The organism is Halomonas sp. McH1-25 (genome assembly GCF_022348165.1).
Taxonomy (GTDB): domain Bacteria; phylum Pseudomonadota; class Gammaproteobacteria; order Pseudomonadales; family Halomonadaceae; genus Modicisalibacter.
Map to the genome: position 1 here is coordinate 93,312 of NZ_JAKRFI010000003.1, position 14,277 is coordinate 107,588.

A 14,277-nucleotide genomic window follows, 5' to 3' on the forward strand; every position below is an offset into this window, starting at 1 on the left:
CGGTACTTCTTTTCATGAATCGCTGCCCAAGCTTTACCGTAGCAGCAGCAACATGGAGACGAGCCATGCTGAATGCCACGTTCTCATGGACTACTGGCCTCCTGCATATCCAAGGGCTGAGTCGGCACGCCAAGTTCACGCACCGGCCGCACTTCGACGCTACCGACCCGTGCCGCCGGAATCTTCGCCGACAGCTGCAGCGCTTCATTCAAGTCACGCGCCTCTATCAGGTAGAAGCCCGCCAGCTGTTCCTTGGTTTCCGCGAAGGGGCCGTCGGTGATCGTCATCTTGCCGTTGCGCACTCGTACCGTCGTTGCCGTGGTTACCGATTGCAGCGCCTCGGCAACGACCATGCGCCCGCTGGCCTGGACGCTTTCGGCATACGCCAGGCATTCCTCGTCACGGGGACTGTCAGGCAAGCTATGCAGGGTGGACTCGCTGCAATAGACCAGGCAAAGGTATTTCATGACGGGCACTCCTTCATGGTGGGGACATGAAGTTGTCGAACGACAGCCGCCGGAATCGACAGCCTGATCTTTTTATAGCGTTAAAGCGCTGCTAATGCCGAGACCACCAAGCGCTCTTCATCTGTCGCTACACACTGCAGCCCTGCGCTGGCCATGCTAAAACAGAGCTTTAATCGTCAACGGACACACCATGACCCGAACCCGCCATATCACGCCTCGCTTTCAGTTGCGTCTCGTCGCGGACAAGGATGTCGTACTCGGCCCCGGCAAGGCCGACCTGCTGGAAGCGATCGAACGCACCGGCTCGATCGCCTCGGCAAGCCGCGAACTCGGCATGAGCTACAAGAAAGGATGGCAGCTCATCGACACCATGAACCGGCACCTGCCAACTCCCGTCATCGAGACCCGCTCGGGAGGCAATCAACGCGGCGGCGCCTGCCTGACCCCACTGGGTCAAGAGATATTGCGTCGCTACCGCGCCCTGCAGGAGCGTCTGTCTCCTCAGCATTGCCGCGAAGCTCAAGAATTGCTGGCCCTGGTGGAAGCGACACCAGAAGCCTCATCCTGACGCAACCCGCCTGTTTTCCTCGCTTGGCATAGCGTGTATCGAGGCGCTATAGTGATCCCGTTATTTCCAATCATACATAGCGAGAAAGCCATGCCACCTTGCAATGTACTGTGCCGCCGTCTCGCCCGACTTTCCCTGGTTACGCTCGCCATACTGGCTCTACCGGTACATGCCTCGCCATCAGTTCACGTCTACGCCGCCGCCTCGCTGACCGATGCGCTGGATGCCGCCGCCGCACGCTACGAGCAAACCCATGATGTCGATATCGTGCCGGTGTACGCCTCATCGTCCACTGCCGCCCGACAGGTGGTCAACGGCGCCCCGGCGGATCTCTACTTTTCCGCCAACGAGCGCTGGATGGACTGGCTCAGTGGCCAGGGCATCGCCCTTCAGGCGCGTACCGATCTGTTGCAGAATCGCCTGGTGCTGATCGCTTCGCCCCAAAACGATGCCGACCCTTTCACCCCCGGCGAGGGCGAGCCCCTGATCACCCACCTGGAAGACGACCAACGGCTCGCGGTAGGCGATCCGGCCCACGTCCCCGCCGGAATCTACACCAAGCAGGCCTTGGAATCGCTCGGTGAATGGAGCGCTCTCGAACCGCGGCTGGCCCGCGCCGACAACGTGCGTGCCGCATTGGCCCTGGTCGAGCGCGGCGAGACGCCGTTGGGCATCGTCTATCGCACCGATGCCATGGCCAGCGACAAGGTACGCCAACTTGGCCTGTTTCCGAGCGACGGCCATCCTCCGATCACCTACCCCGTCGCGTTGATCGGCGATTCACCTGACGACGCGGCCCGGGATTTTCGGGCCTGGCTGGAGAGCGACGAGGCCTTGTCGGTCTTTACCGATTTCGGCTTCCTGCCCGCCGATCCTCACGGCCATTGATTCGGATATTCCGATGCTTTCCGACGCCGAATGGCAAGCCATTTTCATCAGCCTGCGTGTGGCTGTGACTGCCGTGGGAGGCATCTTGATACCCGGCGTGGCGTTGGCCTGGCTAATGGCGCGTCATGAGTTCCGCGGCAAGGCGCTGCTCGATGGCATACTGCACCTGCCGCTGGTGCTGCCGCCGGTGGTGGTGGGCTATCTGCTGCTGATATCACTGGGGCGCCAGGGCTGGTTGGGCCAGTGGCTGGATAGCTGGTTCGGCGTGACCCTGCCCTTCACCTGGCAGGGCGCGGCGGTCGCCGCCGGCGTGATGGCCTTTCCGCTGTTGGTGCGCGCCGTGCGGCTGTCCCTTGAAGCCGTGGATGTCAATCTGGAAGCTGCGGCCAGTACGCTGGGTGCCAACCGCTGGCGGGTATTCTTCACCATCACCCTGCCACTGGCATTGCCGGGGCTGCTCACCGGGACGGTGCTGGCCTTCGCTCGGGCCCTGTCGGAATTCGGGGCGACCATTACGTTCGCTGCCAACATCCCCGGCGAGACGCGCACCTTGCCCCTGGCCCTCTATACCCTGATACAGACTCCAGGTGCGGAAGCTGCCGCCGCCCGCCTGTGCGTGATTTCGATCATTATCGCCATGCTGTCGTTGATAGCCTCGGAATGGCTGGCGCGCCTGGCACGCCGCCGGCTGAGCGAACGCGACAGTCAGCGCTGACTACGGCTGTTGCCCAATGCATGACGCAACCTCTATCCCTTCGTTGCCACCGCATTCCGCTTCCGGTCCGGTCTTGCACCTGGACGTGGAGCGCCGCCAGGGCGATTTCCAGTTGCAAGCCCAACTGGCGTTGCCCGCCAGCGGCGTCACGGCCCTGTTCGGTGCCTCGGGCAGCGGCAAGACCAGCCTGCTGCGCCTGATCGCCGGCCTCGATCGCCCCGACCAAGGCACTATCCGTCTCGGTGAAGAAGTACTCACCGACACCCGTCGCGGCATTCTGGTGCCGCCCCATCGCCGTCGTCTCGGCGTGGTCTTTCAGGAGGCCCGGTTATTTCCCCACTATCGGGTGCGCGGCAACCTGACCTACGGCATGCGCGCCGCGATGCGTTCGCGTTTCGAGGCCATCGTCGAACTTCTCGGCATCGCGCATCTGCTGCATCGCTTTCCGACCACGCTGTCCGGTGGCGAGGCACGCCGTGTCGCCATTGGCCGGGCACTGCTCACCGCACCGCGGCTGCTGCTGATGGACGAGCCATTGACGGGTCTCGATGGTGCCCGCAAGCAGGAGCTGCTGCGTTACATCGACCGCCTGGCCCGCGAGATCGACACCCCCATCGTTTACGTTAGCCACGACCCCCACGAACTGACCGCCATTGCCGATCATCTGGTGCTGCTCGAACATGGACGAATCATCGCCGAGGATCGCCTGGATGCCCTGCTCAACCGCTTCGATCTCACCGAGCATCTGGGCGGCTTCGATGCCGCATCGGTCATCGTCGTCAGCGTGATCGACCATGAACCGGCCTACGCCTTGACCCACCTGGCCCTGGACGACGGCCAGACCTTGAGCGTGCCCGCGTTGCACGCCGAGCGCGGCGAGCGCCTGCGTCTGCGCATCCCGGTGCGCGACGTGGCGCTCGCCCTGTCCGAGCCCGACGGCATCAGCTATCGCAACCGTTTGCACGCCATCATCGAACGCATCGGTCCTCGCGACGATACCCGCACCAGTATCGAATTGAGCCTGAATATCAGCGGCCAGGCTCTGCGTACCCGGCTGACACGCAAGGCCTTCGATGAAATGGGCCTCGAGGTCGACATGCCGATCGTAGCGTTGATACGCAGCGTGGCATTCGAAGCACGTTGATGTTTATTATGTTCAAACAAGTGTTTTGCAGGCTTGCGAATCCTACGATCCAGGATAGCGAGGGCTCGCCGGTCACATGGGGTGACGGCAACACGAGATAGGCCATGCCATGGAACTCACTACGCAGGAACAGCCGGATCAGGTCGAGATTACCGATGCCGCGCATATTGCCGAGGTCGTCGACAGTCTAGGCAACGAGACGCATTCGCTCAGCGTCACACTCGAGCACCTCCCCACCGCATTCCCCGTGCGGTTATCCGCCGTCGACCCCAAACAACGCTGCCTCACCCTGTCGCTGACCGACGCCCAGAGCCTCAGCGAGACGGAAGTCCGCGCGCAGGCCCTGACCCTGCGCGCGGAATCACTGTCGGATACGTTGCACTTCGAGGCACTGGCGCCTCTCGAGGTCTGTCGCGACGGCGACTGTCTGGAGCTCCGCTGCCGTCTTCCGCGTGCGCTCTATACGACCTCGAAGCGGCGCAGCGTGCGCATCCCTTTCATCCAGGGCATGCACGCCAAGGCTTACGCCGCCGTGCTACCCAACCAGCCTCCCGTGACTGGCCAACTGCGCAACCTGTCGGCCGGCGGCTGCCTGATGGAAGTGCCTTTCAACGATAGTCCCTTCTTCCAGGTCGGCAACATACTGCCCACGGTGGGTTTCGAATTTCCCAACGGTGAGAAATTCATTGCCTCGGGTATCGTCCGGCATATCGGACCGGCCGGTAGAAGGCACAACGCGGCGGTGGGCATTGCCTTCCAGAATCTGTCGCCGGAACGCCAGAACCGGTTGGTGCATTACGTCAACGAGGCCGAGCACGACGCAGCCTATCGCAGTGGTTATAGCGGACGAATGTCCCGCCCCTCGCCGCTCTTCCAGTCGCCGGTGTCCGAGCGTCTCCAGACTCAGCGGCAACGCGACCTGGCCGAGAGCACGCCGATGGTACGGGCCATACGTGACGTCGCCCGGCAATTGCATATCGCCTTGCTTGCCTTGAAAAACGACCAGCCGGTGTCGAGCGAGGCCATTTTCGGTTGTGCCGATACGTTGCTGCATCTGCTGGAACGAGACCGCCAGCAGTTCTTCTATGCCCTTGCCTGCCTGGGCAACGAGCCGCAATGGGTCCAGCATTCCATCAACGTGGCAGGCAAGCTGGCCGATCTGATGCTGGTCGAGCCGGAGCTGGCATCCCGTGCCAGGGCCGCTGTCGTTGCCGCCCTGTTGCACGACATGGGCAAGGCGCTGCTCTTGAGCGAATCGCTGCACACGCTGGAGGGGGAACTGGACGACGAGCAGCGCGAACGCCTGCGCGACCATGTGCAGATATTGCTGGACCGCCTGGCGCCGCTGGACTGGATCGACGACACCATGCGGCACGACATCATCGGTTGCATCAACGAACGCCTGGACGGATCGGGCTACCCGCACGGCTATCGAGCCGAGTCGTTGTCCGCCGTCGCCCGCATGGCCGCCGTCGTCGACGTCATCGATGCCATGATGCGCCCGCGTGGCGACCGCCCCGCCAAGACCGCCATCGAAGCCTATCGCTACCTTTACAACCGTCCCGAGCGGTTCGACAAGGGCTGGGTGACCCGTTATGTGCAACGTCACGGCTTCTATCCCATCGGCAGTCTGGTCAGATACTCCTATGGCTACCTGGCCTGGGTGATGGAGCTCGATGAAGGCGGCCAACCCAGTCGGGTCCGCGTGGTCAGGAATACCTCGCGCAGCGAGCTTGCGATGAATCACATCCTGACCCGGGTCGACTTTGGCCAGTTGGGACAACTGGATAGGCTGGTCCGGCCAGAGGTATATCAACTGCGCCCTTTTTGATCCTTGGCCTCTCATCGCCGGCCCGACTTGCTCCGTTGCCTGGCAATACGTCTGCAAATCGCCGACTATGATGGGATGATGGCTCGCAGGCAGAAGAGGAGAAGGAATGAGCGCTAATGTCCACTGACGAAGAGGCGAGGGGCATCCCGGCTTTTACGCGAGCGACAACCGGCAAACCGACACTCATTGGCATTGGCGCCTCGGCCGGTGGCGTAACGGCATTGAAGCGCTTTTTCAGTCGAGTTCCCGAAAACTCCGGGATGACTTTTGTCGTCGTAATGCACCTGTCGCCGGAGTACAAGAGCCACCTGGCCGAGGTGCTGCAAGCCTGTACCGCCATGCCTGTCATTCAGGTCAACGAGACCCAGCCCCTGATGACCGACCATGTTTATGTCATTCCACCGGGCTGTAATCTCAATACCATAGACACGCACCTGCGCCTTTCCGAACTGGAGGACAAGCGTCGCGAACGCTCTCCTATCGATCACTTCTTCCGCAAGCTCGCCGCCACTCACGACGGCGACTCGGTCGGTATCATTCTGACCGGTGCAGGGTCGGACGGCACGCTCGGACTCAAGGACATCAAGGCGGCCGGCGGACTGACGATCGTCCAGAATCCTGACGAAGCTGAATTCGACAGCATGCCAAGGAGTGCGATCGCCACGCGCCTCGTCGATCGCATCTTGCCACTCGAGAATATCTACGAAGAAATCAGGCAATATGCCCAGACCCGCCCACAGATCGTCATTCCCAAGGAAGGCGAGGAACTGGACGAGGCCCAGCGCTACACGCTGCACCAGATCTTTGCTCTGGTGCGGACCCGCAGCGGTCGCGATTTCAGCCGCTACAAGCGTTCCACCGTCATGCGGCGCATCCAGCGGCGCATGCAGTTGCACCACGTCGAAGACCTCGGTAGATACTTCGATTTCCTGTGCCAGGTACCTGACGAAGTCCACGCGCTGGCCGATGAATTCCTGATCACAGTCACCAATTTCTTTCGCGATCCCGAGGCTTTTCAACTTCTCGAGAGCGAGGTCATTCCCCGGTTGTTCGAGGGCAAGACGCAGGATGACCATATCCGACTTTGGTCGGTGGGCTGCGCCTCGGGCGAGGAAGCCTATTCACTGGCCATCCTGCTTCTCGAAGCCGCTGCAAGGATAACTTCGCCGCCTCAGATCCAAGTGTTTGCATCGGACCTTCACGAGGCGTCTCTCGACATGGCCCGTGAGGGCGTGTACCAGGGCGATATAGAAATCGATATTCCCGCTGAACGCTTGCGCCGCTACTTTACGAAGGAAAACAACACTTTCCGGATACGTAAGGAAGTGCGCGACGTGGTCGTCTTCGCCCCGCACAACCTGCTTGGCGATCCGCCCTTCTCCCGGCTCGACCTGATTGCCTGTCGCAACGTCATGATCTACCTGCAGCGTGATATCCAGCAGGACGTCATCGACGTCTTTCATTATGCGCTCAAGGCCGGCGGTTACCTGATGCTAGGCAACTCGGAAACGGTCGACCGCAGCGACCTATTCTGTGCTCACAGCAAGCCTCACTGCCTGTATCGCAAGCGCAACATCCCTACCCGTGCCGTGCATTTGCCTGTCTTTCCACGCACTCCCAACCGGCATTCCTCGGCAGGCCAGCTTGCCCAGACCTATCCGCATCACCTGCCGACCTATGGGGAGCTGCATCAGAAGATGGTCGAGCGTTACGCGCCGCCCAGCCTGCTGGTCAATCCCGACCACAAGATCGTTCATCTTTCCGAGCACGTCGGACGCTACCTGACCCACCCCGGCGGTGAACCCACCTCGAGTGTCTTCAGGCTCGTTCACGAGGAACTGCGTCTTGACCTGCATGCGGCCCTGGTCATGGCCGAAAGGGATTACCGCCCCGTTCGCTCCAAGCCGATCCCGACACGCATCGATGGTGAAATACGCCATGTAGTGATGCATATCCGTCCCGCCGAGGATCGCGAAGACCAGGGTCTGATACTGGTCATTTTCGAGGAGCGCTCCGATGCCGTTGCCCCGGAGCCTCACCTTTCGCTGTCGGATGCCGAATCGACATCCCGCGAACTCGAAGCCGAGCTGGACCTGAACAAGCGACGCCTGCAGACGGTCATCGAAGAGTACGAAACCGGCCAGGAGGAGATGAAGGCTTCCAACGAGGAGCTGCAATCCGCCAACGAAGAGTTGCGCTCCACCATGGAAGAGCTGGAGACTTCCAAGGAAGAGCTGCAATCGATGAACGAGGAACTGGCCACGGTCAACCAGCAGAACCAGCACAAGGTCGAGGAACTCAGCTGGCTTTCCAACGACCTGCAGAATCTGCTGGCTGCCACCGATATCGCCACGCTGTTCCTGGACCGTGAGCTGCGCATTTTGCGCTTTACGCCACAGGTCAGTGAACTGTTCAACGTTCGCCAGAGCGATTGCGGACGGCTGATTTCCGATCTCACCCACCGCCTGGGCTATGCCTCGCTGACCAGCGATGCCCAGCATGTGCTGGATGAACTGGCCCCGGTCAGTTGCGAGGTTCAGGACGAGCAGGGGCACTGGTTCTTGACTCGTATCCGGCCTTATCGCAGCGTCGATGATAGGATCAATGGCGTGGTCATTACCTTCATCGACATTTCCGACCGCAAGCGTTTCGAGGAAGAACTACGCACCAGCGAGGAACGGTTCAGAGTTCTGGTCGATACCTCCGCCCAGATCATCTGGACCACCGATGCCAACGGCTCGGTCAGCGAGGACTCCCCTTCCTGGCGGGCCTACACGGGCCAGACCTACGAACAATTCAAGGACTGGGGGTGGCTTGAAGCCGTCAAGGCCGATGATCGTCAGCAAGCACAAGCAGAATGGAAACAGGTAATAAAAACAGGCAAACCACTACATACCGAGTTCCGCATTTTTCATGCCTCCAGCGGGCAATATCGCTGGACCGAGGTTCGGGCTGGCGCACTGCGCAACTCGGATAGCACGATTCGCGGCTGGGTCGGCATGAATATCGATATTAGTGAGCAGAAGCTCGCCGAGCAGGCGCTCAAGGACATCAACGAGACGCTGGAAGCGCGTGTTCATGAGCGTACCCAGGAAGTCCGCGACCTGGCCTCGAAGCTGACCATGGCCGAGCAGGAGGAGCGGCGCCGAGTGTCCCAGGTGCTGCACGACGATCTGCAGCAATTGCTCTATGGGCTACAGATGAAGGTGCGCCTGGTCCAGGAGCAACTCGTTGATTCGAATGATCAACAAGTGCAGAAGCCTCTCACCTCGACACTGTCCTGGATCGCCCAGGCCATCGAGACGACCCGCCAGCTCACGGTGGACCTAAGCCCGCCCATCCTGAAACAGGAGGGATTGGCCGAATCGCTCGAATGGCTGCAACGCCAGATGAAGCAGTTGCATGACCTCGATGTCGACTTGCAAACCCGCAACACGCCCTATACGCCGGATGAAGATCTGCGCGTATTGCTCTTTCAGGTCGTTCGGGAATTGCTGTTCAACGCCAAGAAGCATGCCGGCGTGAATCGAGTCGAAGTCGAGCTGGACCACACGGATGAACAGATCTGCATTCGCGTGAGCGATTCCGGACACGGCTTCGACCCGGTCGCCATGGAAGCGAGGCAGCACGAACAACCCGGCTTTGGCATTATCAGCATACGCGAGAGGTTACGCCTGCTGGGAGGCAGCATGAAAATCACCAGCGCTCCCGGCGCAGGGACATCTATACTCGTAACAGTGCCGGCACGCAAAGCCTAGGAACGATCAATCTCATATAAGCATATGGATGCTATCAAGGAAGATATTGCATGAGCATGGACGCACCTGCGCGTATCTTCGTCGTTGAAGATCACGCCTACATGAAAGAAATGCTGAGCGAGTTTCTCTCGTTCGAAGCGGACATGGAAGTCTGCGACACCGCCGGTTCCGGAGAAGCCGCGCTGCGGCATCTGGATGGGATATCTCCGGATTTCATGCTGGTCGACCTTTCCCTACCGGGAGTCAGCGGGCTCGAGCTCATTGCCAGCGTAAAAGCGCGACGTCCCGAGTTGCCCTGCGCCATCCTATCCGGTCATGGCGAACGCCGCTATGCCGAACAGGCCATTGCTGTCGGCGCCCAAGGCTATGTGCTCAAGGGCGACCCCGACGAATTGCCTGACGCCATTCGCCGGATGCTGCGAGGCGAACAGTACATCAGCCAAGCGTTACAGTACTGAAGGGGCGCAGCATCACACCTTCTTCACGAAGTCGGACTTCAGCTTCATCGCACCGATCCCGTCGATCTTGCAGTCGATGTCATGATCGCCCTCGACGAGTCGAATGTTCTTTACCTTGGTGCCGACCTTGACCACCAGAGAGGACCCCTTGACCTTGAGATCCTTGATCACGCTGACGGAATCGCCATCCTGCAGCGGGTTGCCATTGGCGTCGGTGACGAGACGCTCGCCCGTAGCGCCCTCTTCCGCTGCCTGCGGCCATTCATGGGCACATTCGGGGCAGACGAACAGGCTCATGTCCTGGTAGGTATAGGCGGAGTCGCACTGCGGGCAGTTCGGCAACGAGCTCATCGGGCAAGACGTCCTGACGTAGAGAGAAGGCGCGGAGTTTACCGGCTGAGGCCTAGGAAACCCAGCCGCGGCAAGAACTGGGCCCACCCGTGGGCGCATTTCCGCGCTTTGCCGAGCGACGATAGGGCTATGCTGGGTCCTCGATAATCCTGGTCTTCATCGGAAGTATCGGCAGGTGTCGCCGCTTCTTTAGAGAAACCGCAGCCATTCGGAACCCCGCATGAACCCCTCCACACTCATCGGTATCGCTGCCAGTTGCCTCATGCTGGCCTGTGTCTTGCTACTCAGCGCAGAGTCGGCCCTGAGCTTCGTCAATCTGCCCGGCCTGGCCATCGTCGTCACCGGCACGCTCGCGGCCACCTTCATCAGCTACCCCCTGCGTGAAGTGCTGCGCGTGGTGCGCCTGGTGGGCATCGTCTTCCGCCGCGAAGACAGCTACGCCAAAGATGACATCAAGGAACTGGTCGACATGTCGCGGCTGTGGTTCAAGGGCAACGTCAGGGCAGTGGAAAAAGCGCTGAAGGATACCCGCAACCCCTTCCTGCGTACCGGCGTGCAGTTGGTGATCGATCACACCAAGGAAGAGGAAATCATTGACCTGCTGCGCTGGCGCATCGCCCGCCTCAAGGCCCGCGAACTGGCCGAGGCCCAGGTATTTCGCACCATGGCCAGCTATGCGCCGGCTTTCGGCATGCTGGGAACCCTGGTGGGACTGGTCAACATGCTCGAAATCATGAATACCAGCAATCTCGCCGAGATCGGGCCGCGCATGGGCGTGGCGCTGCTGACCACCTTCTACGGCATCCTGTTGGCCAACCTGATCTTCAAGCCGATTGCGGTGAAGCTGGAGCGGCGCACCGAAGAGCGCCTGATCGCCATGAACATGGTGCTCGAAGGCGTATCGCTGATGTCCAAGCGCCGCCTGCCCTCGTTCATCGAAGAGACGCTGAACTCGTTCATGGCCAACTATCACGACGAGATTCGTGAACCGTCGCCGGACAAGACGTCTGGCAGCAATGCCTCCGACAGCAGCGGGACCGTGAAACATGCTTGACCGTCACGCTCCGGGGCATCGCCATGACGTGCTGCTGGCCATTCATCCCCAGGATCGGGACAGCGACGGCTGGATGGTCAGTTACCTGGATATCATGACCCTGCTGGTGGCCTTGTTCGTTCTCTTGCTGACCGTCTCGGGTCAGGCGAGCGGGCTGGGCGAGCTGTTACGTCCGGCGGCGCCCGAGAGCAGTGTCGAACCGGTGACCCACGCGCCCCCCGCCCTGCTGACTGACGAGGCCGTCCAGGCAGCGCTCGATATGGTACGTGTTGCGACCAATCCACCCACCGTGGTCAGTGAAACGGCCATTGCTGCGGCAGCCCGCGTTATTGAAACACCGTCACTGTCGTCACAGGCCAGGGCCGCCGCTATCGCCGTGGCCACGAAGCCGACGATCAGCGAGACGGCCATCGACGCTGCCCTGGCGGTAGCCAAGCCGCTCATCGACCCGCAAGCCATAGCGGCGGCAATCGCCATCGACAAGGCGGTACAGGAAGCCAACGCCCTACCGACCATCGAAGGCGTCGAGGTGTCGCGCATCAAGCAAGGCATCACCCTGCGCATTCAGGATCATCTGCTGTTCGACTCGGCCGATGCGACGCTGACCGACGAAGGGCGCGAGGTGATTCAACGGCTGGTGGCGATGCTCAGTGAACTCGAGGGCACGATTTCGGTAGAGGGTCATTCCGACAGCCGCTCGATCAACACGCCGCGCTTCCCGTCGAACTGGGAGCTGTCGAGCATGCGTGCCACGTCGATCCTGCGCTACCTGAGCGAAGCCGGCATCGACGCTTCGAGAATGCGCGCCATCGGCTACGCCGACACCCAGCCAATTGCCAGCAACGATACCGTGGCAGGTCGCGCCGCCAATCGCCGGGTGGAAGTGATCATTCACGAAACGCGTTGAGGCCGCACTTAGTCACGTCCGTATGCCCTTAATAAGAGCATGCGGACGTGGTTGTCTTTTTAACGCGTCACCAGCACGATACCGCACAGAATGACCCCGCCGCCGATCACGAAATTGGCGGTAAGCGGCTCGTTAAGCAGCACGACGCCAAACAACACGCCGAACACCGGCGACAGGAACGAGAACACGCCGAGCTGCGAGGCCCAGTAGCGGCGCAATAACGCGAACCACAGCAGCAATGCACCGAACGAGATCACCAGCGTCTGGAAGCTCAGGCTGAGCATCGCCAGTGGCGTCAGCTGCATGTCTGCCACGTCGCCGAGCCACACCGCTGCCGGCAACAACAGCAGCCCAGCAACGCTCAACTGATAGCACAGCGTCTGTTCCGCCGGCGCCTCGGAGAGCGACGAACTGCGCAATACCAGGGTAGTGGCTGCCCAGGCCAGCCCCGCCAGCAGCCCTAACGCATCGCCCAGCACGATGGCCTCGACATTCTTCAGGCCAGCGGCCGGTGCCATGGCGATCGCCATGCCCACGAACGCTTGCGCGATTCCCCACCACTGCCGCCGGTTCAACTGTTCTCCCGGCACCAGGAAGTGCAGGCCGAGCGCGGCGAATACCGGCGCGGTATACAGAAAGACCGACATGTGCGAGGCCAGCGTATAGTCGAGCCCCAATGCCACGAAGGCGAACTCGGCAGTGAAGCCCAGCCCCACCAACAGCCCCGGCACGAGATGGGTACGCAAGTCAGCCAATCCCACGCCCCGCCAATAAACCAACAATCCTACCAACCCCGCCGCCATCAATGAGCGCAGCGCGATCTGGGCCAGCGGCGATACCTCCGTTTCCACCGCCTTGATCGCTACCTGTTGCAGCCCCAGCGCCAGGCAGAACAGAGTCATCAGTACGCTGGCGGGCATATCGATAGTGCGTCGCGCTTGAGTAAATGGCGCCCTATTCCCGGAATCGGCCGTAGAGGATCTGGCATCGTTCATGGTATGTCTCCCGGTATGTGATGGCAGCCATTGCAGCAGCTGGCACGACCGCATCCAACCGATTACTCTGCCACCCTAGGCTCAGGAAAACTCAACCCATGAAAATCGAACGACTGCCGCTCAATGCATTGCGGGCTTTCGCCGAAGCCGCACGGGCCGGCAGCTTCAAGGTGGCGGCAAGTCGTCTGGGCGTGACTCCGGGTGCCGTTAGTCGCCAGATCAAGCAACTCGAGGACCGCCTGGGTGTGGCACTGTTCGACCGCTATCCCAACGGCGTGCGCGTCAGCGAAGCCGGTCGATTGCTGGCCGAGGATATCGATGCGGGACTGGCGCGGATTGCCAGCGGTGTGCAAACGGCCAGTGAGCGGGCTCGAGCGGCCACGACGCTGACCTTGAGCGCGCCACCTTCGCTGGCCCAATTCTGGCTATTGCCGCGCCTGGCGAATTTCGAAGCCCAGGAAACCCAAATCGATATTTCCCTGGATGCGGACCAGAACCTGACGGCACCGACCTGGCACGCAGGTGGCGCGCGGCTTGCATTGCGCTATGGCCGTGGTCCTTGGCCCGGCGTGAGAAGCCTAAGACTCTTCGACGACCAATTGTTCCCGGTTTGCGCACCCGCCCTGCTGGAACGTACCCACATCGACACCCCTGCCGACCTGCTCGCGCTTCCCCTGCTCGAGGTGGTCTGGCAATCGCGGCAGAATATCGCTTTTCCTGGCTGGCGGGACTGGTTCGATGCCGTCGGCATGCACGATGCAAAGGTGCCAATCCAGCGGCGTTTCTCTCTCTATGGCATGGCGCTCGACCAGACAATCGCCGGACGCGGCGTGATGCTTGCCAACCCCGCCGTGGCCAGCGACCGCCTAGCCAGTGGCGTATTGGTGAGGCCCTTCGGCAACCGCTTCGTCCTCGACTCGCCGTTCACCTACGACCTGCTACTTCCCACTACCGGCAACGCCCCACCGAAGGCTCAACGGTTCATCGACTGGTTGATTGCGGAGGCAAAACGCTTTCGCGAAGACACCGGCATGAGCTCGTGAACGACCAATGCCAGTCGCTATAGCGGATCACTGTCGAGCCTCCACGACAGCACGGTAGCCTGTTTTGCAGGACGCAGTCCCCTCTGCTACGCCAAAGA

General features: G+C 61.1%; 13 protein-coding genes. 10 read left to right on the forward strand and 3 right to left on the reverse strand.

What is annotated here, in order from left to right; genetic code table 11:
• Nucleotides 1-83 precede the first annotated feature (83 nt).
• Nucleotides 84-467: a YciI family protein gene (locus MHM84_RS09915; protein WP_239265543.1), complete on the reverse strand. Its 384-nt coding sequence runs from the start codon at nt 465-467 to the stop codon at nt 84-86.
• Between the two features lie 190 nt (nt 468-657).
• Between MHM84_RS09915 and MHM84_RS09920 the strand changes: the two genes are divergently transcribed.
• The 7 genes from MHM84_RS09920 (at nt 658) to MHM84_RS09950 (ending at nt 9,829) form a co-directional block, all read left to right on the forward strand.
• Nucleotides 658-1,035 (forward strand): winged helix-turn-helix domain-containing protein, encoded by a 378-nt coding sequence (locus MHM84_RS09920; protein WP_239265545.1) that lies wholly within the window; start codon nt 658-660, stop codon nt 1,033-1,035.
• A gap of 90 nt (nt 1,036-1,125) precedes the next feature.
• Nucleotides 1,126-1,923 carry a molybdate ABC transporter substrate-binding protein gene (gene modA / locus MHM84_RS09925; RefSeq protein ID WP_239265547.1) on the forward strand — a complete coding sequence of 266 codons (798 nt, stop codon included), beginning with the start codon at nt 1,126-1,128 and terminating at the stop codon, nt 1,921-1,923.
• 13 nt (nt 1,924-1,936) lie between these two features.
• Complete coding sequence (gene modB / locus MHM84_RS09930) at nt 1,937-2,638, forward strand: molybdate ABC transporter permease subunit (protein ID WP_239265549.1); 702 nt, start codon at nt 1,937-1,939, stop codon at nt 2,636-2,638.
• A gap of 16 nt (nt 2,639-2,654) precedes the next feature.
• Nucleotides 2,655-3,782 (forward strand): molybdenum ABC transporter ATP-binding protein, encoded by a 1,128-nt coding sequence (modC, locus tag MHM84_RS09935; protein ID WP_239265551.1) that lies wholly within the window; start codon nt 2,655-2,657, stop codon nt 3,780-3,782.
• Nucleotides 3,783-3,891: 109 nt separating this feature from the next.
• Nucleotides 3,892-5,613 carry an HD domain-containing phosphohydrolase gene (locus tag MHM84_RS09940; protein WP_239265553.1) on the forward strand — a complete coding sequence of 574 codons (1,722 nt, stop codon included), beginning with the start codon at nt 3,892-3,894 and terminating at the stop codon, nt 5,611-5,613.
• A gap of 116 nt (nt 5,614-5,729) precedes the next feature.
• Nucleotides 5,730-9,371: a chemotaxis protein CheB gene (locus MHM84_RS09945; protein ID WP_239265555.1), complete on the forward strand. Its 3,642-nt coding sequence runs from the start codon at nt 5,730-5,732 to the stop codon at nt 9,369-9,371.
• A gap of 50 nt (nt 9,372-9,421) precedes the next feature.
• Nucleotides 9,422-9,829, forward strand: coding sequence for a response regulator transcription factor (locus MHM84_RS09950; RefSeq protein WP_239265557.1), 408 nt, complete (start codon nt 9,422-9,424; stop codon nt 9,827-9,829).
• 12 nt (nt 9,830-9,841) lie between these two features.
• On the opposite strand, the gene MHM84_RS09955 is transcribed toward MHM84_RS09950, so the two are convergent.
• Nucleotides 9,842-10,180 (reverse strand): zinc ribbon domain-containing protein YjdM, encoded by a 339-nt coding sequence (locus MHM84_RS09955; RefSeq protein ID WP_239265559.1) that lies wholly within the window; start codon nt 10,178-10,180, stop codon nt 9,842-9,844.
• Between the two features lie 220 nt (nt 10,181-10,400).
• On the opposite strand from MHM84_RS09955, the gene MHM84_RS09960 reads away from it, so the two are divergent.
• Nucleotides 10,401-11,234: a MotA/TolQ/ExbB proton channel family protein gene (locus MHM84_RS09960; protein WP_239265561.1), complete on the forward strand. Its 834-nt coding sequence runs from the start codon at nt 10,401-10,403 to the stop codon at nt 11,232-11,234.
• The gene (locus MHM84_RS09965; protein WP_239265563.1) at nt 11,227-12,141 is read left to right on the forward strand and encodes an OmpA family protein; all 915 of its coding nucleotides are present in this window, start codon (nt 11,227-11,229) and stop codon (nt 12,139-12,141) included. Before MHM84_RS09960 ends, MHM84_RS09965 begins: the two co-directional genes overlap by 8 nt.
• A 59-nt stretch (nt 12,142-12,200) precedes the next feature.
• On the opposite strand, the gene MHM84_RS09970 is transcribed toward MHM84_RS09965, so the two are convergent.
• Nucleotides 12,201-13,136: a DMT family transporter gene (locus tag MHM84_RS09970; protein ID WP_343218284.1), complete on the reverse strand. Its 936-nt coding sequence runs from the start codon at nt 13,134-13,136 to the stop codon at nt 12,201-12,203.
• A gap of 98 nt (nt 13,137-13,234) precedes the next feature.
• Between MHM84_RS09970 and MHM84_RS09975 the strand changes: the two genes are divergently transcribed.
• The gene (locus MHM84_RS09975; RefSeq protein WP_239265565.1) at nt 13,235-14,179 is read left to right on the forward strand and encodes a LysR substrate-binding domain-containing protein; all 945 of its coding nucleotides are present in this window, start codon (nt 13,235-13,237) and stop codon (nt 14,177-14,179) included.
• Nucleotides 14,180-14,277 lie beyond the last annotated feature (98 nt).

Excerpts from the sequence above, each read along its gene's own strand:
- MHM84_RS09915 (WP_239265543.1), bottom strand. The coding sequence starts at position 467 with ATGAAATACCTTTGCCTGGTCTATTGCAGCGAGTCCACCCTGCATAGC.
- MHM84_RS09920 (WP_239265545.1), top strand. The coding sequence starts at position 658 with ATGACCCGAACCCGCCATATCACGCCTCGCTTTCAGTTGCGTCTCGTC.
- modA (WP_239265547.1), top strand. The coding sequence starts at position 1,126 with ATGCCACCTTGCAATGTACTGTGCCGCCGTCTCGCCCGACTTTCCCTG.
- modB (WP_239265549.1), top strand. The coding sequence starts at position 1,937 with ATGCTTTCCGACGCCGAATGGCAAGCCATTTTCATCAGCCTGCGTGTG.
- modC (WP_239265551.1), top strand. The coding sequence starts at position 2,655 with ATGCATGACGCAACCTCTATCCCTTCGTTGCCACCGCATTCCGCTTCC.
- MHM84_RS09940 (WP_239265553.1), top strand. The coding sequence starts at position 3,892 with ATGGAACTCACTACGCAGGAACAGCCGGATCAGGTCGAGATTACCGAT.
- MHM84_RS09945 (WP_239265555.1), top strand. The coding sequence starts at position 5,730 with ATGTCCACTGACGAAGAGGCGAGGGGCATCCCGGCTTTTACGCGAGCG.
- MHM84_RS09950 (WP_239265557.1), top strand. The coding sequence starts at position 9,422 with ATGAGCATGGACGCACCTGCGCGTATCTTCGTCGTTGAAGATCACGCC.
- MHM84_RS09955 (WP_239265559.1), bottom strand. The coding sequence starts at position 10,180 with ATGAGCTCGTTGCCGAACTGCCCGCAGTGCGACTCCGCCTATACCTAC.
- MHM84_RS09960 (WP_239265561.1), top strand. The coding sequence starts at position 10,401 with ATGAACCCCTCCACACTCATCGGTATCGCTGCCAGTTGCCTCATGCTG.
- MHM84_RS09965 (WP_239265563.1), top strand. The coding sequence starts at position 11,227 with ATGCTTGACCGTCACGCTCCGGGGCATCGCCATGACGTGCTGCTGGCC.
- MHM84_RS09970 (WP_343218284.1), bottom strand. The coding sequence starts at position 13,136 with ATGAACGATGCCAGATCCTCTACGGCCGATTCCGGGAATAGGGCGCCA.
- MHM84_RS09975 (WP_239265565.1), top strand. The coding sequence starts at position 13,235 with ATGAAAATCGAACGACTGCCGCTCAATGCATTGCGGGCTTTCGCCGAA.